Genomic DNA, 21,722 nt, shown 5'->3' with positions numbered 1-21,722 from the left:
GGATATGGGCAGTTTTTGCGAGATTGCCAGAGGCAGGGTAGACAATTTTTACTGGGCAGGCGGGCGGCGCAGGGCCGTGTGTCTGCCATGAGCCAAGGGGCAGCGTCTCGTGTCGGATCTCAAGGGTTTTCTCGACAACAGCTTCACTCTCGAGGGGCTGCCGTCAGAACTGGCGGACGGGCTCACCCGTCTGGCGCGTCCGATGAAGGTGAACCAGGGAGCGATCCTGTTCGAGACCGGCGATCCGGGCAATGGCTGCTACGCCATTCTGGAAGGCTCGCTCAAGGTCTCCATTCTGTCCGTCGAAGGGGATGAGCAGCTGCTCGCCGTGCTGGGGCCGGGGGATCTGGTGGGTGAACTGGCGCTTCTGGATGGCCGGCCGCGCTCGGCCACCGTCACGGCGTTGAAGGCGGCACGGCTTGCCTTCATCGACAAATCGGCCTTCGAGCGCTTCGCTGATGAGAATCCGCAGCTGTACCGCCACATGCTGTCCATCGTCGGCAAGCGGCTGCGCCAGTCCAACGATGTTCTGGCCGCCCGTTCCTTCCTGCCGCTGCCGGGCCGCGTGGCTCAGACGCTGATGCAGCTGGCGGAGACCTTCGGCAAGCCGCTGGATAACGGCCGCATCCTCATTCACTACAAGCTCAGCCAGTCCGAGATTGCCAATATGGCAGGCGCTGCGCGCGAGAACGTCAGCCGTGTGCTGAACGACTGGAAGCGGCTCGGCACCATCAGCCGTATCTCCGGTTACTACTGCCTGGAGCGCCCGGAAGTGCTCAAGCAGGCGGCAACCCTCTGATTTTCCTCCCCACCGTCTTTCATGGAGAGCCATGTGACAGCCACTTCGGACGCAGAAACCGAACAGCCAACCGGTGACCTGACCCTTCGCACTATGGCCATGCCGGCCGATACCAACGCCTCGGGCGACATTTTCGGCGGCTGGGTGCTGTCGCAGATGGACCTTGCAGGCGGCATTGCCGCCGGCCAGCGCGCCAGTGGCCGCGTTGTGACCATTGCAATCGACCGGATGAAATTCATCCGCCCGGTGCATGTGGGCGATGTGCTGTGCATCTACACCCGCGTTGGCCGGATCGGCCGGTCCTCCATGGAAATCAACATGGAAGCCTGGGCCCTGCGCCATCGCTATGGCCAACGGGAAAAGGTGACCGAAGCGATGTTCACCTTCGTCGCCGTGGATGAGGATGGCCGTCCGCGTCCGGTTCCGGCGGAGTGTTGAGGCCACCCTCCGGTGAACCGGGCTCATTGAGGGGCGGTCAAGCCCGTGCGGCGCCTGAGCGATTTCAAGGCGTGATGCGTCAGCATCGAAAGCCTTGGCATCAGTCCATTGGTGAAAGCCTCTCCACTTTCGTCTTGCCATGACGAACAGAAAGAAGAAGCCGGTCAGGCAGTCCTGACCGGCTTGTGGCCTGTTTGGGGGCAGGCGGAACAGCACGAAGCGCAAGGCTTTTCAGCCATGGCACGTGAAAATAGCGTGGTTCGGGAACGGGTTCCGCGGCGGTTCAGCCGGGAAAGCTCTGCCGGGCGCGACGCTCGAGATCGGCGTAAAGGCTTTCGTCGACCGCTTTGGAACACCCAGTGTTCCACAGTGCGATCAGCCCTTCCACCCGTGTCTTGCGCATCTCTGAGGTCAGCGGCGCATGTGTACGGCGGAGCGCGGCGGTCAGTTTCAACTGACGCAGGCGCTGCAGGACATAAAACTCCGAGGCGGTCAGGGAAGAACGGGCGGCAGGTGCGGCCAGGTCCTTCAGCTGTGCCCCGGCCAGGACAATCTGGACGGATGCGTTCACGGCGTTACTCTCTCTTCTCGACATTAAAAAATCCTCCTTCGGTTGCCCGAGGAGGACTGGCGCATTGACGTTCTGACCGCTTGGTTGCCCTGGGTTTCCCCATGGCCACATCCCTTTGCGGGGACCACCTTGCCCGGCCGGGCAGGTTGGCGAGGGCGCCAGCCCTTCTCTTGATGATGCGGGCTTTATGGCACAAACCTTTTGCGGGGTCAATCAGCGGGAATTTCACGTCTGCCTCCCGCTCTGCGTCTAGCTGACAGAGCGAAAATCCGGCCGAGCCGCCACCCTTTCCGGGAGAGTCAGATGCCCCAGCAGACCGATGCCACCTTGCAGATGATCGATGCCAACAATGCGGGCTTCGGCACCGTGCGGCTGGATCCGCGGGCGGAAAGCAGCAACTACGAGGACCATCTCGTGTTGCAGGGCACTCAGTTGCCAAGCACCTATTACGGATTGGCGGGGTCGGACAATACGACCCGGTTCAGGCCGTTGCATCAGGCTGGCTTTCTGGCGACTACGGCCCGCACGCGCGTCTATTTTGCGGTGGCGGGGATGATCAATCAGATCACCAACCCGCGTACGGCGCTTTCGTCCAGTCTTCAGCAGGTTCAGGGGCCGGTCTACAAGAGCAAGTATTATGTCTTTGTCCGCCTCGGCGTTTCCCTTGCTGATTTTCAGGCGACGATTGCCGCCATGATTGCAAATGCGCAGGCGATCACGACAGGCGATCTGGTGGACATGAATGGGCGGTCGCAGGCAACGGGCCCGACCGGCCTCTACTATGTGAATGCAGGGGCGCTCGAGGGCACATTCTGGGCGCGTAAGAATGCAGGTTGGGAAAGTTCGTTCTTTCCATCCAAGATCAACAAGCGCCTCCGGCCGCTCTGTCTGATGGATTTCCGCATTCAGCCCAATCAGGTTGCGGCGGCGCAGGGTACGGGAGCTGCCTATGCCGCCAGCATTGCGCTGGTGCCCACGGCGCGCAACCAGGTGCATACGGGCCATACGCTGATGACACCAGCCGCGCTTGCCAACTGGTACGCCGGCCAGAACTTTGCCTCTCTGGCTGGCAATGTGGCTGGTGCCACGATCTGGAACAAGTATGACTGGCTTGGCCAATACCAGCAGAATGCGTCCTTTGCGACGAACAACTATGATGTCGCAGGTCCGCAAATCGCCAGCGGCAACGAATATTACGCCCGCGAGTTCTTCAATCTGTTCCCGGTAACGAACCCGAATGCCAATGCGAAGAGCGCGCAAAGCCAGTCCATCGTCTCGATGATCGATGGCTTCGTGAACAATTGAGTTTTCGCACTCAATAATGCGGCGGGCGGGTGACGGGATGGGCGGAAATGCCCGTCTCGATCAGCTCGTCGATCTGGTCCGTCATTTCCCGCAGCTTGCGCGTCAGCCGCTCGATCTGCTTGCCCTGCTCGATGACCACGGCGTTGAGGTCGTCGATGGTGCGGATGGCATGGGCAAGGCCGATTTCCAGATTCACGACGCGGTCTTCATCCATCATGGCAAGGGCCTCTCGTGATATGTGGCCGTGTCTCAGCCGCAGGTTTGGAAATTCTGACAGGGTACGGTCTTGGCAGGGCGGACAAGATGCTTAAGTTAGACAAGCGGGGTGCTCTGCCTCGCGTCTTATCTCCCCTCCCGCCCTTTGGCACAAGAGCGAAAGCCCGAACATGACAAGCCTTGCGGATTTTCCGATCACCCGGAAGTGGCCGGCCCAGCATCCTGACCGTATCCAGCTTTACTCCCTGCCGACGCCGAATGGCATCAAGGTCAGCGCCTTCCTGGAAGAAGCGGGCCTTGCCTATGAGCCGCATCTTGTGGATTTCGGCTCCAGTGACCAGATGACGCCCGAGTTCCTGTCGCTGAACCCGAACAACAAGATCCCTGCCATCATCGACCCCAATGGCCCGGACGGAAAGCCTTTCGGTATCTGGGAATCGGGTGCCATCCTCATCTATCTTGCGGAAAAGACGGGCCAATTCCTGCCGGAGGATCCGGCCGGGAAGTATGAGACCATCCAGTGGCTGATGTGGCAGATGGGCGGCCTTGGCCCCATGTCCGGCCAGCTCGGCTTCTTCCACAAATTCGCGGGCCGCGAATATGAGGACCGCCGCCCGTTCGAGCGTTACCGCGACGAGGTGAAGCGCCTGCTGGGTGTGCTCGATCAGCGTCTTGAGGGCCGCGAGTTCATCATGGGCGCGGACTACACCATCGCCGACATGGCCTCATGGCCCTGGCTGCGCACCCTCTCCGGCTTCTATGAGGCAGCAGAGCACGTGGACCTTGCCACCCGCAAGAACGTGCTGCGCTGGTTCGAAGCCTGCATGGCCCGCCCGGCCAGCCAGAAGGCGGTCAATATTCCGGCGCGGGGCTGAGAAACAAGGATCAATCCGGCCCGGCGCCAAGGCCGGGCCGGTCTTCATGACATGGGCCGATCACGCAAAGATCTGCCACCAGGGGGCCCAGCCGGCCGTCTTCATCTGAGTAGGAGACACCTGCGCCGTCTTCTGGTTGATCTGGCCCGTTAGCGTCAGCTGTGTCTGCAGCGTTGTGGCATTGATCATCGTGCAGCCGAAATCGGCCGGGTTTTCGTCCGAAAAGCTGTTGTAGAAAACGTAGAGCCCGATGGCCGGGCTGTCGCCGAAGTAGCCGTTCTTTGTGGTGGCAATCAGGGTGTTCATCTGATTGATGTCGATCGTGTAGAACGGGAACCTGTTCACGACATCGAGTTTCTTCGCCTGCACCAGCAGGACGGAGCCCTTGTAGTTCCAGATCCAGTCACCGCCGAATTCGATCTCCAGCTTGGCGCCTTGCAGGCTTGTCGTGCCGAGGCCGAGATTCTGGCCGGTCGACTGATCATTGATCACGGCGAGATTGACACTCGTGATCGCGTCTTCCCGGATCACCTCGCCCAGATTGGAAGAAGCCTTCATGATGTTGTAGGTCCAGGTGGACTGGGTCTTGAGAACGTCGGTAAGAGACATGGACTGCTCCCTGCGCTGGTCTGTCTCTTGCCTTGACGCAGGCAGGGCAGGGCGCGTGAGCATCCCGCCTCACTTCAGCGGAAACATTTCATACCAGGGCCGGGCGCCCGCATGCCGGGCCTCCTCAAGGGTCACGATGGCCGGGCGAAGCGTCAGGCGGTTGCGGTTGAACAGAAAGTCCTGCATCCGCCGCGCATCGATGAACAGGCAGCCTTCGCTCATCCGGTGCTCTGGTCCGGTAAAGCTGGTGTAGAGCACGAAGACCGGATGCACGTGCCGGTGCCCGTGGGAGGCGGCCTCTGCCGCCGCGATGAGGCTGCGGATGCCGTCCACCTCGAAGGGGAAATAGTTCAGCCCCAGATGCCGCTCGCGCTCCAGCCGCAGGGCGCGCACCAGATAGTGCCGGTCATCAAGGCTCCACGCCCAGCTCGCCCCCAGATCCTCCGCAAGGCCGGGGTCCTCCTGCCAGGCGGTGACCAATCCGATCTTGGCTGACCGCGTCATCTGATGGATCGTCACCAGATTGACCGTCGTCAGAAACGGCTCCGCCACATGCGCCCCAAGATGGGCGGTGGCGTCCATGAAGTCCGAGGTCCAGACCGACCTCTCGGCGAGAATTTCCTGAATATTCATGACCATCCCGGCCCCAGCTGCCCTGCCTTGAAGGACGCTGGCGGGGGAAGGATGTGAATATAATCCGGCGACGTCGTTCGCTTAAAGGTTGTGCCTTGTGATTTTATTTTATATTTGGACGATGCATGAAGTGAAGTGAGTAAAATTTAAAAGGAACTATCATAGGTGATATTATTATCAGAATTATTTAGTAATTTTCTCAATAAATCATTCTTCCGAAGTTATTATGCTTATACTGAGGATTTTGATGTTGTGATAGGCGCAAGTAATATTGAATTATTGCATGGAGAGTTATCTGAAGCGCAACGCATTGAATGCGAAGATGCTTGGGCCATATTTTCGCGGCAGCTACCCGAGCTGCGCCAAAGCACGCAGAGTGCTGTCATGGAAATGGTTGGACGCGTCAAAGATAAGAACTTCATGGCGCGGTCTGACACCACTGCCGTCTCCATTCTCGTTGATCATTCAGGGTCAATGCGCGGACAGAACATATTGCTGGCAGCAGCTGCTTGCCAAATTTCACATGAGCTTCTGGCGCAGTTCAATGTCAAAACTGAGATCCTCGGCTTTACAACTGTCAACTGGCTAGGAGGCGAGGCCCGTGCATTATGGCGGCGGAACGGCAGACGAATGCTGCCTGGGCGTCTGAACGACTTGTTACATCTGGTTTACAAGGCGGCGGATGAATCAGTTGTTCCGGTATGTGGAAGTCTTTTCAAGCCTATGTTCCGACCTGACTTGCTGAAGGAGAATATTGACGGTGAAGCCATTGAATGGGCTCTGGGACGGCTGCTGGCAATACCAGCGCAAAGAAGAACTTTAATAGTCCTGTCTGATGGGGTTCCAGCCGATGATGCGACTCTCTTCAATAACGATGATGAGTACTTAACCCGTCATTTACGCAAGGTTTTAGTTAAAAAACGAGAGGTTGAAAATTTAGATATTATCGGTATTGGAATTGGGGACGCATCGTGCGTCGAGTATTTTTATGAGAAGAATTTTAGAATCAACTCAGTTGAAGATATATCCTATTTATTTCCCCTTTTAATCAAGGGTATTGTTGTATAGTTTACGAATTTCTTATTATTTATTTTCTTTTATTTCTGAAATTTACTTTTGCGTACACGGACTTCTCTCTAGAATAGATACTTTGCGAATTTGAACTGCGCTTTTAAACCTCGGTATAGGCGCATCACAAAAAATGGGCGGCCATGCAAAAAGGGCGGCCCGAGGGCCGCCCTTTCCGTATTTCGAGGCTGATGGACTTCTTAGAAGTCCATGCCGCCCATGCCGCCCATGCCGCCGCCCGGCATTGCCGGAGCGTCCTTCTTGGGCAGCTCGGCAACCATGGCGCCGGTGGTGATCAGCAGACCGGCGACGGAAGCGGCGTCCTGCAGGGCAGTGCGCACGACCTTGGTCGGGTCGATGATGCCGGCTTCGATCATGTTGACATAGGTCTCGGTCTGAGCGTCGAAGCCGAAGGAGACGTCGTTGTTCTCCTGGATCTTGCCGACGACGATCGAGCCTTCCACGCCGGCGTTCTCGACGATCTGACGGATCGGGGACTCAAGAGCGCGCAGGACGATCTTGATGCCGGCCTGGATGTCAGCGTTGTCGGAGGACAGCTTCTCGACAGCAGCCTTGGCGCGCAGGAGCGCGGTGCCGCCGCCCGGGACGATGCCTTCTTCAACGGCCGCACGGGTCGCATTCAGGGCGTCGTCGACGCGGTCCTTCTTTTCCTTCACTTCGATCTCGGTTGCACCGCCAACGCGGATGACGGCGACGCCGCCAGCCAGCTTGGCCAGACGCTCCTGCAGCTTCTCGCGGTCGTAGTCCGAGGTGGTTTCCTCGATCTGCGCCTTGATCTGTGCAACGCGGCCAGCGATGTCGTCCTTGGAGCCAGCGCCATCAACGATGGTGGTGTTTTCCTTGGAGATGGAGACCTTCTCGGCGCGGCCGAGCATGTCGAGCGTGACGCTCTCCAGCTTGATGCCGAGGTCTTCGGAGATCACCGTGCCGCCGGTCAGGATGGCGATGTCTTCCAGCATGGCCTTGCGGCGGTCGCCGAAGCCCGGAGCCTTGACGGCAGCGATCTTGAGGCCGCCGCGCAGCTTGTTGACGACGAGGGTCGCCAGAGCTTCGCCTTCGACGTCTTCAGCGATGATGAGGAGCGGCTTGCCCGACTGCACCACAGCTTCGAGAACCGGCAGCATGGCCTGCAGGTTGGAGAGCTTCTTCTCGTGCAGGAGAATGTAGGGCTTCTCCAGCTCGGCGAGCATCTTCTCGGCGTTGGTGACGAAGTACGGGGACAGGTAGCCGCGGTCGAACTGCATGCCCTCGACGACTTCCAGCTCGGTCTCGAGAGACTTGGCTTCCTCGACGGTGATCACGCCCTCGTTGCCGACTCGCTGCATGGCTTCGGCAATGTCCTTGCCGACCTGCACGTCGCCGTTGGCGGAAATGGTGCCGACCTGAGCGACTTCTTCAGAGGTGGTGATCTTCTTGGAAACCGAGACCAGGTACTTCACGGCTTCGGCAGCAGCGAGGTCGATGCCGCGCTTCAGATCCATCGGGTTCATGCCGGCGGCAACAGCCTTGGCACCTTCCTTGACGATGGACTGGGCCAGCACGGTGGCGGTGGTGGTGCCGTCACCGGCGATGTCGTTGGTCTTCGAGGCCACTTCGCGCACCATCTGGGCGCCCATGTTCTCGAACTTGTCTTCCAGCTCGATTTCCTTGGCAACCGACACACCGTCCTTGGTGATGCGCGGAGCGCCGAAGGCCTTGTCGAGGACCACGTTGCGGCCCTTCGGGCCGAGGGTCACCTTGACGGCGTTTGCGAGGATATCGACGCCGCGCAGCATTTTTTCGCGGGCATCAGCACCGAACTTTACGTCCTTGGCAGCCATTTTATCGTCTCACTCTAATTTGGGTTGATGTCAGTGAAATCCGGAGGTCCGCCTGATCAGGCGATCACACCCATGATGTCGGATTCCTTCATGATCAGCAGGTCTTCACCGTTGATCTTGACTTCGGTGCCGGACCACTTGCCGAAGAGCACGCGGTCACCAGCCTTAACGTCAACCGGGATCAGTTCGCCGTTGTCCTTGCGGGCGCCAGCGCCGACGGAGACGACTTCGCCTTCCTGCGGCTTTTCCTTGGCGGTGTCCGGAATGATGATGCCGCCGGCGGTCTTCTCTTCGGAGGTTACGCGACGAACAACGACACGGTCGTGCAGCGGACGAAACGTCATTTGGCTCTTTCCTCTCATGCGGCGTGCCCCCATATGAAGCAGCACGCAATCCATAATGTTGATGGCTCGAGAGATCGCGGGTTGCCCCGCGTCTTGTTAGCACTCCTCAACAGCGAGTGCTAACAGCCCCCGATTTAGGAGCGCCTGCGGGCCTTGTCAATGCCGGACCAAACGAAAAATCCTCCGGCCTGTCTGGCCGGAGGATTCGGGTTTTCGGACTTTCGGGGGCCTTGCGCCGCTCGGTCTGCGTTCACATGGCGGCAGAGCGCTCCGACCAGGACTGCTTCTTGCGGTAGATGGTCGAGGGGCTGATCTCGAGCGCTGCAGCAGCCAGCGCAATATTGCCGTCAAAGGCATCCAGCGCATCCTCGATGATCCGCCGCTCCTGCGCCCAAAGGGGCTCTATGGCAGCCAGCGGCCGGGCGCCGCGTGCGGGGCGGCGGCGCTCGCGGGCTTCATCACTGCCCAGCCGGGCGCGGGCAGAGGCCTCCCGGATGAAATGCGGCAGCATGTCATAGGTGACCGCCGTGCCGTTGTTCATCACCACGATCTGCCGGATGGTGTTTTCCAGCTGGCGCACGTTGCCGGGCCAGGCATAAGCCTCAAGCCGAGCTTCCGCATCGGCATCAAAGCCGCGGAAGGATCTGCGGTCCTCTCCGGCGAAGCGGGTCAGAAACTCCAGTGCCAGCGGCAGGATGTCCTCGCGCCGCTCGCGCAGGGGCGGCAGATGCACGGGCAGCACGTTCAGCCGGTAATAAAGGTCTTCCCGCAGACGGCCCGTGGCGACTTCCGCCAGAGGATCGCGGCTGGAAGAACACATGATGCGCAGGCTGGATGGCGCGCCGTCCTCCGGCTTCGCCAGCCCCTTGTCCTGAAGCAGCAGCAGAAGCTTGGCCTGAAGCGACAGGTCCAGCTCGTTCACCTCATCAAGGAACAGCGTGCCCCCGGCCGCCTGTGCCGTGGCGCCAGGATAGGCCTCGCTGCCATCACCGAACAGCTCCGTGTCGATCCGCTCCACCGAAAGCCCGGCGCAGTTGATAGAGACAAAGCGGTTGCCGGCCCGGCCGGACAGAACGTGAATCGCTTCGGCACACAGGCTTTTGCCCGTGCCGGATTCACCCGTGATGAAGACCGGGGCATCAGACGGCGCAAGGCGGCCGATCTGATTGTAGACGCCCGTCATCAGCTGTGATGTGCCGGTGAAGCGGCCGATGGGCGCGCGGGAGGCCGGATCCATCTGGCGCATGGCCGGGGTATCCCGGCGTGCGGACTGGGGCTGAAGCTGCGGGCGGCGGCCGTCGAGCTGGGCCTGCACCTTGCTCATCAAGGCATCCAGCGTGAAGGGCTTGGCGATGAAGTCGTGTGCTCCGGCGCGCATGGCATTCATGGCCTGCGTGACGGAACCGTGGGAACTGGTGGCGATGATGATCGCACCGGGGCTGCGCACGGCAAAACGGGCAAGCGCCTCGTCTCCACCGGCCGTCTCGATGTCGATGATCAACACATCGGCCGAAGCGTCGCTCAGCGCATCGAGGCACTGGCGCGGGTCCGAATAGATCAGCGGCTCGGCAACAGCACCGCTCAGCCGCGCACAGACCGTGGCTGCACGGGTTGCATCCGCCGGGCTTGCGTCAAGAACGCGCACATGAATGGACCTTGTGAGGTCCGGAAGGCTCCCCATCCCCGGGTTACTCCCGCTCTTGTCAGATGTCTTCAGGCAGGTCTTGTCTGAACTGTCGGCTGAGTGTTGTGCAAACGTGGTAAACAAAGCGTTGTCAGCCTCGTAAATAGTGACGGCAAGGCCATCCAATCGGCCGGGGGCTCAGGGTTTCATGGTTGATTTCTCTGCGGGATTTTCTCCGGCGCCGTGCGGCCCCGGCCAGAGCCACACCATATGATGGCGCTTTCCATGACTGGAACCGGCTAAAGGTGTGCGGCGGCGTAACCTGCGGCGAAGGCGATCGCCATCAGCGGAAAGAACACCACCGGGCGCAGCAGAACGGCCGGAAAGCTGCGTGCTTGCGGTGTTTCCAGCAACTTTGCGGAAGAGGTGGGAGGCGTAAGCGCTGGATCGGCGGGGAGGGGTGGTTCTGACCCTGCCTTCGGCTTCGTTTCGGGGGCAGTTCCGGATTCCGGCACGGGCATGAGGTGAAAGCCGGGCTGGTAACTGCCCCTGGGGATGATGATGCGCACCGGATCGCTGTGTCCGGTGCCCGCATAATAATCCTCAAGGCGTTTGCGCAGTCTTGCCGCCTCCACCCGGACGATCGGGTCTGTGGCAGGATTGAAACTGTCGTCCCGCCCCAGTGCCTGCGTGGCGATGGTGTAGCCCTTCAGGGGGACCGGCGGATCGGCGATGGAGGCCTCCACCACGAAGGTCAGGAACTGGCGCAGCTGCTGGGATGCCGAGAACTCCGGACTGCCGGTGATCTTGTGCAGGGCGAGGCGGACGAGGTCACGGTTGACGGCTGGCTGCGGGCTGTTGCCGGGGCCGGACGCGGGCCGAACGGTACCGCCTGCGCGGGCAAGGCGCGCTTCCGGTTCCCGTTCACTGGCCGACTGTCCTTCCACTCCGCCAATCTCCCCGTTTGTTCAAGAGATAGCGGGCCTCCCGTTTCAGCCCCTGGGGATAAGGCTATGGCTCTCGCAGCGAATTGCAAGGGTTTTTGCGGCTGGCCGTTGTTGCGTTGCAGGAAGGCCGCAACGCCGCACTGTTAACCATTATTAATGCGCTTTAATGAGAACTAGGCAAAGTTTTCCCCGTAAAGGCGGGTTTGCGGAGTCGGAACTACAGCGGCTTTCGGGCAAAATCGTTAACAGAGTATTGATTCGGGGTAGTGCGGCCAAAGGCATGGGGCGTTTAGCGACCATCATCATTCTGATCTGTATGGGCGTGATTGCCCTGTCGGCCGCCGCTGTGCTCGTTTATCAGTTTGGCCGTCCGCCGGGGGAAGCGCTGTCGCTGTCGCTTGCGCTGATGTGTACCATGATCGTGGTGCAGGTGGTGCTGGGCCGTGGCCGCGACCGGGGCGAGGTTAGCGACGTTGTCGAACGTCTGGAAGACCGGCTGCTGGAGCTGGATGAGGACGTCAACAATCTCGAAGGCCGCCTGACGGGCGTCGAACACACCATCCCGCGCCGCACCCGTGAGGAAATCGATCCGCTGTTTGCCGAGATCGAGGTGCTGGGCACGCTGGTCAAGCAGATGGCGGAAGCCATGTCCGACATGGAAACCCGCATCGAGGACCAGCGCGCCATTGGCGGCCCGGCTCCCGTGCAGGGCCTTGCCTATCATGGCCAGCCTTATGAGCAGGCGCCGCAGCACATGCAGCCGCAGCTCGCTGCGCCCCAGCAGCCTCAGTATCAGCAGCCGGCCTACGCCCAGCAGCCTTATTATCAGGACGCGCCCCAGCAGCCGCAGGCCTATGCCGCGCCCCAGCAGCCGGCCTATCAGCCGCAGCATCAGGGGCATCATGCTCCCGAGCCGCAGCGCCAGCCGGAGCCGCATCAGCATCAGCCCGAGCACATGCCCGGCGGGCGGATCGAGCCTGTGTTCGGCGGTTTCGAACAGCCCGGCTTCCGCAACGAGCCGGAGCCGGCTCGTCCGGCATTCCAGCCGCAGGCCCCCGCTTCGCAAAAGGCCGATCCGGCCATGCGCGAAATGATCCGCTCGGCGCTGAATGCCAACCGGGTGGATCTGTTCCTGCAGCCGATCGTCACCCTGCCGCAGCGCCGGGTGAAATATTATGAAGCCTTCACGCGCCTGAGAGACGGCAACGATCAGGTTCTGGAGCCGGCCGTCTTCCTGCCGGAGGCGATCCGTTCGGGCCTCATCCCGCGAATCGACAATCTGCTGCTGTTCCGCTCCGTGCAGGTGATCCGACGCCTGACGACGCGCAACCGCGATGCGGCCCTGTTCTGCAATGTCTCCTCCATTTCGCTGGCGGACGAGACGTTCTTCCCCGGCTTCCTGGAGTTCGTGCGCAACAACAAGAGTTTCAGCGACCTGCTGATCCTCGAGTTCACGCAGGATGATGTGGCGCAGATGGGCGTTGTGGAGATGGAAAGCCTCGGCGCGCTTGCCGAGATCGGCTTCCATTTCTCCGTCGACCAGATCCATGACCTGAAGATGGACTTCAAGTCACTGGCCGAGCGCGGGTTCCGCTATGCCAAGCTGCATGCGGATTATCTCATTGGCCGCCGCAGCTCCGACCACGGGCATATCCATCCGGGCGATTTCGGCAATCTGCTGCACCGCTACGGCATGACGCTGATTGCCTCGCATGTGGAGACGGAATCGCAGGTGCTGGAGCTTCTGGACTTTGATGTCTCCATGGCGCAGGGGCATCTCTTCTCCCCGCCGCGCCCCGTCCGCGCCGAAGTTCTCCAGGGCATGCCTGCACCCGCGCCGCGTAAGCGCGCAAGCTGAGATGCTGCCGCGCAAGCGCGCAAGCTGATGATGACGCCGCGTAAGCGCGCAAGCTGATGATGACGCCGCGTAAGCGGCTCGAGTTGTTTCCTCTGAGCATCCACCCGCGCCGTCCCGGCCTTGTGCCGGGACCTGTCAGGGTTCCGAGGCCGTGACCGCCTGATACCAGCTCTCGATGAGCTCGACTCATCGAGAGCTGGTTAAGCCCTTGCGGCACTTGAGCATTTTCAAGGCGTGATGCGTCAGCATCTCAGCGCCTTGGTATGACGGGTCCCGGATCTTCGCTTCGCTGCGTCCGGGACGGCGCGGCGGGGGCGGCTGGCTTTGCGGAAACAGAATGGCACCAAACAAAAAAGCGCGCCGGCCGGGGCCAGCGCGCTTCTTGGGATCTCTGAATGATCTTTGGGGCCTGATACTTATTCGCCGACTTCGTTGGCCGGTTCTGCCTGCAGCATGCCGTAGCGCTCTTCGCCGATGCGGCCGAGCAGTTCAAGCTGGGTTTCGAGGAAGTCGATGTGGCCTTCCTCGTCCTTCAGCAGCTCTTCGAACAGCTGCATGGAAACGATGTCGCCTTCCTCGCGGCAGATCTCGCGGGACTTGGCGTAGGAGGTGCGGGCGTCGTATTCGCCGGCGAGGTCACACTCGAGCACTTCCTTGATGGTCTGGCCAATCCGCAGGGGAGCCAGCTTCTGCATGTTGGGATGGCCTTCCAGGAAGATGATGCGCGACGTGATCTTGTCCGCATGCTGCATCTCTTCGATCGACTCGGCGCGCTCCTTCTTGGCGAGGCGCGTATAGCCCCAGTCATCCAGCAGGCGGTAATGCAGCCAATACTGGTTGATGGCGCCCAGTTCGAGGAACAGGGCCTCGTTGAGGCAGTCGATGACCTTGGGATTGCCCTTCATGATGAGACTCACTTCATTCAGCGGGGTTGAACTGGATCTACATTAGAATAATTCTACAGTGGCTGTCCAGCCCCTCCGGTTGAGGTTCCTCATTTTTCCCGTTGGTATCTTCACAGTGGGTGTCAACAGAAGGATGGCCCATGGCACCAGCATGTCAGCGAGTAGCGCCGCCCGCTTGAGACCGGGGTAACCCGGTGCAGCATGAAGCTGGCAAAAAGCGTCGCAGAGCCCTGTTCTCTCGGTGCTGACCATTTGGTGCTGCCCAGATCAAGATCGAGGCTGCCGCCGTCATAGAGCGCAGGCGGTGTCAGCTGAACAACGATGGTGAGCTTGCGCTGGCGGGCGATGGCGCCGTCGCCGATGTCGGAATGCCAGTCGTAATGGCCTTCATCCGTCTCGTCGTAAGCGGCGACCTGCAGCCGCTCCTTGAAATCGGTTATGTCGAACTGAAAGGCCTCGCGGTTGGCGGCCGCGACCGTTGCAAGGATACGGTCCATGACAAAGGCGGCGCTGCCTTGATCATCGAGCCAGGAGATCCGTGCGCGGCGGATGGTGTGCTGCACACCGCCGACCAAGCCCCCGTCCGTCATCTCCGCATTCTCGGCGAGGGCTATGATCTCTGCGCATTCGGCAGGGGTGAAAACGTCCTTCACAGTATGCTTGAACATGTGCCGATGACTTTCTGATCGACGCGAAATGGTGCGCGATCAATCCTGACGGCATGGAAAAAGCAAGAGGAATCGCAAAGCCTTGATCGATAAGGGAAAATAGCCGCGTTCGCAGGGGCTCACCGGCGGGCGTGCGAGATGATCTTACGCATCACGGTCGGCAGGGCTTCGCCCTCCACATCGCCCGGTTCTGACCACCAGCAGCCTTCGGGCAGGGGCGTGCCGGCGGGCAATGTGGCGCTGTAGACGGTCACCTCCAGATGGAAGTGGGTGAAGGTGTGGGTGGCAACGCCCAGATGCTGGTGCCAGCGGGCCTTGAGCGGGGCGGACGAAAGCGCCGTCTCTTCGGCAAAATCCGTGCTCCAGACCGTGCCGGGCACTTCGGCCATGCCACCCAGAAGCCCCTTGGGCGGACGCTTGCGCAGGGCCAGCGCGCCATCGCCATCCCGCAGCATGACAAAGGCCGCGCCCCGCCGCGTCGGCTTTTCCGCCTTGGCCGCCTTGCGGGGCAAGGTGTCTGCGATGCCCTGACGGCGGCCCTCGCAAGGCGCGCTCCAGGGGCACAGGGCACAGGCGGGGCGGCGCGGGGTGCAGATGGTGGCCCCCAGATCCATCACGGCCTGCGCAAAGTCGCCCGGTCTTTCTTCAGGGGTCAGCGCATCCATCGCCGCACGGATGGCGGGCTTTGCGCCCGGCAGCGGCTCTTCGATCAGATGCAGCCGCGACAACACCCGCTCCACATTGCCGTCCACCACGGCAGCGCGCTGGTCAAAGGCAATGGCGGCGATGGCCGCCGCCGTGTAGGGGCCGATGCCGGGCAGGGCCTTCAGGCCTTCTTCCGTTTCGGGAAAACGGCCGCCAAGCTCAAATGCCACCTTTTCGGCGCATGCCTTGAGGTTGCGGGCGCGGGAATAATAGCCGAGCCCGGCCCATGCCTTCATCACGTCATCGGTCTCGGCGTTTGCCAGATCCGTGACCTTCGGCCACTTGGCGGTGAAGGCGAGGAAATAGTCCTTCACGGCTGCAACGGTGGTCTGCTGCAGCATGATTTCCGACAGCCACACCCTGTAGGGATCCGGGACAATACCCACCGCCCGCTCATGCGGGGGCACGCGCCAGGGCAGGGCACGGGCGTTGCGGTCGTACCAGGCCAGAAGCTCTTGCGCGCGCTGAGCGGCGGCCTGATCCTGCAGAAGGGGCGGAGATGATGCGTCCATGGCGCAAAGCTTGGCCGGGAGCGGCGGTAAATCAAGGCTGCCCCAGTGCGGGAGCTGGGGAAAAGCGGGTGAAAATGCCCCGCCATTCTGGCGTTAAGAGGCTGGTCTTGATTTCGGCGCAAACTGCAAGGAGGAGTTTGACAAGTAGATGCGGGCGCAATGCGCCGGCCGCAGAAGGAATTGGGCAGACCGATGAGCAGCTTGGGCGGATCAGGCAGACAGGGACGGGTGCAGTCGCGCCCGCTTGCCGATCTGATCGGCAAGGCGATGGAGCCCGTCTTCCGCAAGCGCGGCTTTGCCTCGGCTGATCTGGTGGCCAGCTGGCCGGACATCGTGGGCGAGCGTTACGGCGAAAGGGTGCGGCCCGAACGGCTGATCTGGCCGCGCACACCGGACCGGGATGGCTCTGGCGTGCCGGAGCCCGCAACGCTCGTGGTCAACACCGATGGTGCAACGGCCCTGATGCTGACCCATGACATGCCCATCGTGCTGGAGCGCATCAACGCCTATTTCGGCTGGGCTGCAATCGGCCGCATCCGTATCGTCCAGAAGCCGGTGACCGTGCCGGTGAAGAAGCAGCGGCCCGCCCTGCGCGCCCTGACGGATGACGAACAGAAGAAGCTGGATGCCAAGCTTGACGGGCTGGAGCACAAGGGCCTGCGCCAGGCGCTGGAGACCCTTGGCAAGCAGGTCATCGCCCGCTCCTCCGGCAGCTGAGCAGAGCCTTCAACAGGACAAAACACCGCTTGCCATGCGGTTTTCTGCCGCTGCGGCAGGCTTTCGATATCACGGACACGTGTGTTTCCCACTGCTGCCACAATTGCACTGTCCGGTTGACGTGTCCCTTGCAAGCGGGCACATGACTGCGACCGCCAAACAGTATCAGGCAGGATATGATCGTGAACCTTACCCGCAGACAGCTTCTGGCCAGCGCCGCCGCAACCACCTTTGCCGCCGCCCTGGCAACCTCCGTCCCGGCCTTTGCCCAATCGGCAGATGTTGCGAAGCTGATGGAGCCGGGCCCCCTCGGTGACATGGTGATCGGCAACGAAGATGCGCCGGTGACCATCATCGAATACGCGTCCCTGACCTGTGGCCATTGCGCCAACTTCCACAAGAACACCCTGCCCGAGCTGAAGAAGCAGTATATCGACACGGGCAAGGCCAAGATGATCATGCGCGAGTTCCCGCTGGATCCCGTCGCTTCCGGCGGCTTCATGCTGGCCCGCTGCGCGCCGCAGGACAAGTATTTCGACGTCCTGTCGGCCATGTTCGCCGATCAGCGCAGCTGGGCCTTCACGCAGGACCCCTATAACGCGATGCTGAACTTCTCCAAGCAGCTCGGCTTCACGCAGGAAAGCTTCGAGGCATGCCTCGGCAACCAGCAGCTTCTCGATGGCATCACCGCCGTGCAGGAGCGGGCCTCCAAGGAATTCGGTGTCAATTCGACCCCGACCTTCTTCGTCAACGGCGAGCGTATTGTCGGCGCGTCCTCCTTCGACGAGTTTGCCAAGGTCATCGAAAAGCACCTCTGAGCCCAAGGGGCCAGTTGAGCAAGGCTCCAGTTGAGCTTCCGCCCCGCCGCAGCCAGCCTGCGGCGGGGTGTTTTATTGCCGTTTTCCCCGCTATTCCCGCAATTGGCGGTTTGATCCGGGCGGTCAGAAGTGGCTTTTCCTTGACAAGAGCCCCTCTCGTCAGCCGGAGTCTGCGCCAAAGGGCATGGCTGGGGAGCCGTGTCCTGCAGCCATCCGGCCTCCTGGGGCGGGCGGCATCTTTCCGGGGGCGCATGCGCGTGACAGAAATGCTCGACAGGGTAGTGGCTTCTGCCTGCCCGGCCGTTTGGCCGGTGCGGGAGAGCCGTGCCCTGGCTGGGGCGGTGATGTTGCGTGACCACGGCTTTGCGGCTGTCTCTCCGCCCCCCTCCCCCTTGTGGGGAGGGGCTGGGGGTGGGGGGCTCGGCATTTCGATGCTCCGCTGCTTTTCTGTTTTGGAAAACAGCGGCCTGACAGTTCGCTTGAGAAATCGCGGTGCCTCCCGGCCACAAGCAGGCTCACAGCCCCCCACCCCTTACCCCTCCCCACGTTGGGGGAGGGGGGCGGAGCTGCCTTGCCATGAGAACAATCGTTCCCTCCTCCTCACCGTTGGAGGCGCGGCGTGAAGTTCAACAAGCTGCGCGTGGCCGGGTTCAAGTCCTTTGTCGAGCCGATGGAATTCGTCATCGGCGACGGGCTGACCGGCGTTGTCGGCCCCAATGGCTGCGGCAAGTCCAATCTTGTCGAGGCGCTGCGCTGGGTGATGGGGGAAAACTCCTACAAGAACATGCGCGCCTCCGGCATGGACGATGTGATCTTCTCCGGAAGCCTCAACCGCCCGGCCCGCAACACGGCGGAAGTGACGCTCTTTCTTGATAATGCCGACCGCAAGGCGCCTACCGGCTTCAACGACAGCGACATGCTGGAAGTGAGCCGCCGCATCGAGCGTGAGGCAGGGTCCGTCTACCGCATCAACTCGCGCGATGTGCGCGCCCGTGACGTGCAGCTGCTGTTTGCCGATGCCTCCACCGGCGCCCGCTCGCCCGCCATGGTGCGGCAGGGACAGATCGGCGAGCTGATCTCCGCCAAGCCAACCTCCCGCCGCCAGATCCTGGAAGAGGCGGCCGGCATCTCGGGTCTGCACAGCCGCCGCAACGAGGCGGAGATCCGCCTGCGGGCAGCGGAGCAGAATCTCGAACGTCTGGAAGACGTGCTGGTGCAGATCGACGGCCAGCTCGACAGCCTGCGCCGCCAGTCCCGGCAGGCCTCGCGCTACCGCAATCTGTCTGCCGAGATCCGCTCAGCGGAAGCTGCGATCCTTTACTTGCGCCTGAATGAGGCCCGTGAAGGCCTGGAAGAGGCCGACCGCATGTTCACCGCCTCGCGTGCCGGGGTGGTGGCTGCTGCGGAAGCACAGACAGAGGCCGCCAAGACGCAGGCCATTGCCTCCCACCGCCTGCCGGAGATCCGCGATGCTGCGGCGCGCGCCGGGGCTGCCCTGCAGCGGCTCGTCATTGCCCGCAACGAGCTGGATGCCGAAGACCGGCGCGTGCGCGAAAAGCTGGTGGACCTCAACCGCCGCCTTGTTCAGCTGGCAGAGGACCTTGCCCGCGAAGAGCGGATGATCGAGGAAAACAGCGAGGTTCTGGAACGGCTGACCGAAGAACGGGCCGAACTGCTGGAAGAGGGCGAAACCGCCGCCGAACGCGCCGAACTGGCTGCAGAGCGCGTCGAGGACGCGGGCAGCAAGGTGCGCGATCTCGAAGAGGTTCTGAACGAGAAGACCGCCGCCGAAGCGCGGGTGACAGCGCAGCGCCAGCAGATGCAGCGCACGCTGGATGAAGCGCGGGGCAAGGCCGAGCGCTTGCGCTCCCAGTCCGCGGACGCTTCGCGCATGTATGAGGCGCTGCGGGCCGAGATGGATGCCGCCGACGGCGTTGCCGGGCGCGCCGAAGAGGTGGAGCTGTGCGAAGCCGCCGCTCTGGAGGCCGAGGAGCGGCTGGAGACGGCGGAGCAGGACACCCGCAACGCCCGCGAGGCAGAGCAGGGCGCCCGTGCGCCGCTGGCCGAGGCCGAGCGCGTGTTGCAGCGGCTGGAAACCGAAGCGCGCACGCTGGAAAGCGTGCTCAACATGGTGGCCGCCGGGGCGCATGCGCCCGTGGTGGACCGCATGACCGTGAAGCCCGGCCTGGAAACGGCGCTGGGTGCGGCGCTGGGTGATGATCTGGAAGCCTCGCTGGACGAGGGCGCGCCCGTGCGCTGGTCCGGAACCTTGGAAAGTGCGGCGGCTGGTGATTCTCCCCTGCCGTCCGGCGCAAGCCCGCTGGCGTCAGACGTGGAGGCTCCCGCCGAGTTGCGCCGCCGTCTGGCGCAGATCGGTGTGGTTCCGGCTGAAGATGGTCCGCGTCTTCAGGCGCTGCTGAAGCCCGGCCAGAGGCTTGTCTCCCGCGAGGGGCACCTGTGGCGCTGGGATGGCTTCACCGTTGCCGCTGACGCCCCGACACCCGCTGCCCAGCGGCTGGCGCAGCGCAACCGTCTGGCGGCGCTGGCCGGTGAAATCGGCATTGCCGGCGAGCGGGTGGAGACCGCCCGCGAGGCGCTGGAGGCGGCTTCTTCCCGCGTGCAGCAGGCCGCAGACCGGGAACAGGCGGCGCGCCAGCAGCTGCGCGATCATCAGAAAGCCCTGAGCGAGGCTCGTGAGGCCTTGATGGCGGCAGAGCGGGTGCTCTCCCAGCTGGCGCTGCGCCTGCAAGGGGCAGAGGATCTGGCCCGGCGCCTGTCTGCCGAGGCCGAAGAAGCCGCCGAACGAGTCGAGGAAGCGGCTGAACGGCTGGAGGAGCTGCCCGATTCGGGCGGACTGACGGAGGAAATCCATCAGCTTCACACCCAGCTGGCCGCAGCCCGCAGCGCCCTCTCCGAAGCCCGCGTGATGGCCGATGGCATTGCCCGTGAAAAGCAGATGCGCGACCGGCGGCTGGAGGCGATTGCCCGCGAGCATGAAAGCTGGCGCAGCCGCGCCGCCAATGCCGCCTCCCAGATCGAAACCCTGCGCGCCCGCATGGGCGAGGCGGAGGACGAGCGGCAGGAGCTGATCGAGGCGCCGGAGGACATCGAAATCCGCCGCCGCGACCTTTTCAGCGCGATTGCCAAGGCGGAAGCTGCCAAGCAGGAGGCGGATGACACACTTGTGAAGGCCGAGGCCTCCCTGTCGGACGTGGACCGCATGGCGCGGGAGGCGCAGGAAGTGCTGTTCCGCGCCCGCGAAGGCCATGTGCGCGCCGAAGAGCGTGTGGCTGCTGCCCGCGAGCGTGTGGAGACGGTCATCGGCCGCATCTCCGAGGCGCTGGATGTGCCGCTGATCCAGCTGCCCGAACTGGCAGGCTTCACCGAAGGCGCACCGCTGCCGGACCCGGAAAGCATGGAGCGCAAGCTGGAACGGCTGAAGGCCGAGCGCGAGCGGCTGGGCGGGGTGAACCTGCGCGCCGATGACGAACTGGCGGAGATCGACACCCAGCGCGAGACACTTGCGCGCGAGCGTGATGATCTGATCGAGGCCATCAAGCGCCTGCGCACCGGCATCTCCAACCTCAACCGCGAAGCGCGCGAGCGCCTGCTCGCCTCCTTCGAGATCGTCAACGGCCATTTCCAGCGGCTGTTCACCCATCTGTTCGGTGGCGGCACGGCGGAACTGCAGCTGGTGGACAGCGATGACCCGCTGGATGCCGGCCTTGAAATCGTCGCCCGCCCGCCGGGCAAGAAGCCGCAGACCATGACGCTGCTGTCCGGCGGGGAGCAGGCGCTGACGGCCATGGCGCTGATCTTTGCCGTGTTTCTCACCAATCCGGCGCCGATTTGCGTGCTCGACGAAGTGGACGCGCCGCTGGACGATGCCAACGTGGAGCGCTACTGCGACCTCCTGGAAGAAATGGCGAGGCGCACGGAAACACGCTTCGTGGTGATCACCCACAACCCGATCACCATGGCACGGATGAACCGGCTGTTCGGCGTCACCATGGCCGAGCGTGGGGTGTCGCAGCTGGTGTCCGTGGACCTTGAAACGGCAGAGCGATTCCGCGACGCGGTATGACGCAGCACCGAACTGTGGCAAGGCAAGGGCAAACGGGGCGGAAAAGTCGCGCCGGAACTTGTTCACGGAAGCAGAAAAATCAATCGTTTCAATAAGTTGAATTCCTAACCCATGTTCTTGACAGGGCAGGTGGTGCCGACTATTGTGCGCCCGGCTTAAGGGGGCGACGGAGGACCGGCGTTTCC

General features: G+C 62.3%; 20 protein-coding genes and 1 riboswitch. Of the genes, 9 read left to right on the top strand and 11 right to left on the bottom strand.

The annotated features are described in order from the left end of the window. Positions 1–109 precede the first annotated feature (109 nt). Positions 110–799 carry a Crp/Fnr family transcriptional regulator gene (locus tag ACVNHC_RS02360; RefSeq protein ID WP_058897870.1) on the top strand — a complete coding sequence of 230 codons (690 nt, stop codon included), beginning with the start codon at positions 110–112 and terminating at the stop codon, positions 797–799. Between the two features lie 21 nt (positions 800–820). Beyond that, positions 821–1,237 (top strand): acyl-CoA thioesterase, encoded by a 417-nt coding sequence (locus ACVNHC_RS02355; RefSeq protein ID WP_019963192.1) that lies wholly within the window; start codon positions 821–823, stop codon positions 1,235–1,237. A gap of 283 nt (positions 1,238–1,520) precedes the next feature. On the opposite strand, the gene ACVNHC_RS02350 is transcribed toward ACVNHC_RS02355, so the two are convergent. After that, a complete protein-coding gene (locus tag ACVNHC_RS02350) occupies positions 1,521–1,808 on the bottom strand; it encodes a hypothetical protein (RefSeq protein ID WP_050472028.1) in 288 nt (95 codons plus the stop codon). Between the two features lie 70 nt (positions 1,809–1,878). Then, a riboswitch (SAM-I-IV-variant riboswitch) is annotated at positions 1,879–1,990 on the bottom strand. Positions 1,991–2,111: 121 nt separating this feature from the next. On the opposite strand from ACVNHC_RS02350, the gene ACVNHC_RS02345 reads away from it, so the two are divergent. Then, the gene (locus ACVNHC_RS02345) at positions 2,112–3,113 is read left to right on the top strand and encodes a hypothetical protein (protein ID WP_457166335.1); all 1,002 of its coding nucleotides are present in this window, start codon (positions 2,112–2,114) and stop codon (positions 3,111–3,113) included. A 10-nt stretch (positions 3,114–3,123) separates the two neighbouring features. On the opposite strand, the gene ACVNHC_RS02340 is transcribed toward ACVNHC_RS02345, so the two are convergent. Next, a complete protein-coding gene (locus tag ACVNHC_RS02340; protein WP_050472026.1) occupies positions 3,124–3,330 on the bottom strand; it encodes a SlyX family protein in 207 nt (68 codons plus the stop codon). A 169-nt stretch (positions 3,331–3,499) separates the two neighbouring features. On the opposite strand from ACVNHC_RS02340, the gene ACVNHC_RS02335 reads away from it, so the two are divergent. Beyond that, complete coding sequence (locus ACVNHC_RS02335; protein ID WP_058897868.1) at positions 3,500–4,204, top strand: glutathione binding-like protein; 705 nt, start codon at positions 3,500–3,502, stop codon at positions 4,202–4,204. A gap of 60 nt (positions 4,205–4,264) precedes the next feature. Here ACVNHC_RS02335 and ACVNHC_RS02330 read toward each other — a convergent pair whose 3' ends face one another. Beyond that, positions 4,265–4,813, bottom strand: coding sequence for a hypothetical protein (locus tag ACVNHC_RS02330; protein ID WP_050472024.1), 549 nt, complete (start codon positions 4,811–4,813; stop codon positions 4,265–4,267). Positions 4,814–4,882: 69 nt separating this feature from the next. Continuing rightward, the gene (locus tag ACVNHC_RS02325) at positions 4,883–5,446 is read right to left on the bottom strand and encodes a hypothetical protein (protein WP_457166334.1); all 564 of its coding nucleotides are present in this window, start codon (positions 5,444–5,446) and stop codon (positions 4,883–4,885) included. Between the two features lie 165 nt (positions 5,447–5,611). On the opposite strand from ACVNHC_RS02325, the gene ACVNHC_RS02320 reads away from it, so the two are divergent. Next, on the top strand, positions 5,612–6,514 hold the full coding sequence (locus ACVNHC_RS02320; protein WP_457166333.1) for a cobaltochelatase CobT-related protein: 903 nt from the start codon (positions 5,612–5,614) through the stop codon (positions 6,512–6,514). 200 nt (positions 6,515–6,714) lie between these two features. Here the strand turns inward: ACVNHC_RS02320 and groL are convergent, their stop codons facing one another. The 4 genes from groL to ACVNHC_RS02300 all read right to left on the bottom strand — a co-directional run bounded on the left by groL (position 6,715) and on the right by ACVNHC_RS02300 (position 11,270). Beyond that, a complete protein-coding gene (groL, locus tag ACVNHC_RS02315; protein WP_050472022.1) occupies positions 6,715–8,355 on the bottom strand; it encodes a chaperonin GroEL in 1,641 nt (546 codons plus the stop codon). A 56-nt stretch (positions 8,356–8,411) separates the two neighbouring features. Beyond that, complete coding sequence (gene groES, locus ACVNHC_RS02310; protein WP_019963183.1) at positions 8,412–8,699, bottom strand: co-chaperone GroES; 288 nt, start codon at positions 8,697–8,699, stop codon at positions 8,412–8,414. Positions 8,700–8,949: 250 nt separating this feature from the next. Then, positions 8,950–10,380 (bottom strand): sigma-54-dependent transcriptional regulator, encoded by a 1,431-nt coding sequence (locus tag ACVNHC_RS02305; protein WP_457166332.1) that lies wholly within the window; start codon positions 10,378–10,380, stop codon positions 8,950–8,952. 242 nt (positions 10,381–10,622) lie between these two features. Beyond that, positions 10,623–11,270, bottom strand: coding sequence for a hypothetical protein (locus ACVNHC_RS02300; RefSeq protein WP_457166331.1), 648 nt, complete (start codon positions 11,268–11,270; stop codon positions 10,623–10,625). A gap of 280 nt (positions 11,271–11,550) precedes the next feature. On the opposite strand from ACVNHC_RS02300, the gene ACVNHC_RS02295 reads away from it, so the two are divergent. After that, positions 11,551–13,128: an EAL domain-containing protein gene (locus ACVNHC_RS02295; RefSeq protein ID WP_457166330.1), complete on the top strand. Its 1,578-nt coding sequence runs from the start codon at positions 11,551–11,553 to the stop codon at positions 13,126–13,128. A gap of 416 nt (positions 13,129–13,544) precedes the next feature. On the opposite strand, the gene bfr is transcribed toward ACVNHC_RS02295, so the two are convergent. The 3 genes from bfr to mutY form a co-directional block, all read right to left on the bottom strand. After that, positions 13,545–14,033 (bottom strand): bacterioferritin, encoded by a 489-nt coding sequence (gene bfr / locus ACVNHC_RS02290; RefSeq protein ID WP_019963179.1) that lies wholly within the window; start codon positions 14,031–14,033, stop codon positions 13,545–13,547. Between the two features lie 122 nt (positions 14,034–14,155). Continuing rightward, positions 14,156–14,701, bottom strand: a complete 546-nt coding sequence (locus ACVNHC_RS02285; protein WP_457166329.1) for a 2OG-Fe(II) oxygenase — start codon at positions 14,699–14,701, stop codon at positions 14,156–14,158. 119 nt (positions 14,702–14,820) lie between these two features. Beyond that, positions 14,821–15,918, bottom strand: a complete 1,098-nt coding sequence (mutY, locus tag ACVNHC_RS02280; protein WP_457166328.1) for an A/G-specific adenine glycosylase — start codon at positions 15,916–15,918, stop codon at positions 14,821–14,823. 192 nt (positions 15,919–16,110) lie between these two features. Here mutY and ACVNHC_RS02275 point away from each other — a divergent pair, with 192 nt between their 5' ends. From ACVNHC_RS02275 to smc, 3 genes are all read left to right on the top strand, one after another. Then, on the top strand, positions 16,111–16,635 hold the full coding sequence (locus ACVNHC_RS02275; RefSeq protein WP_457166327.1) for a DUF721 domain-containing protein: 525 nt from the start codon (positions 16,111–16,113) through the stop codon (positions 16,633–16,635). Positions 16,636–16,811: 176 nt separating this feature from the next. After that, positions 16,812–17,453, top strand: a complete 642-nt coding sequence (locus ACVNHC_RS02270) for a DsbA family protein (RefSeq protein ID WP_058897860.1) — start codon at positions 16,812–16,814, stop codon at positions 17,451–17,453. A 619-nt stretch (positions 17,454–18,072) separates the two neighbouring features. After that, the gene (gene smc, locus ACVNHC_RS02265; protein ID WP_457166326.1) at positions 18,073–21,537 is read left to right on the top strand and encodes a chromosome segregation protein SMC; all 3,465 of its coding nucleotides are present in this window, start codon (positions 18,073–18,075) and stop codon (positions 21,535–21,537) included. The last annotated feature ends 185 nt before the right edge of the window (positions 21,538–21,722 follow it).

The organism is Pannonibacter sp. Q-1 (assembly GCF_054073275.1).
This window is presented reverse-complemented; position numbering and strand designations above follow the sequence as displayed.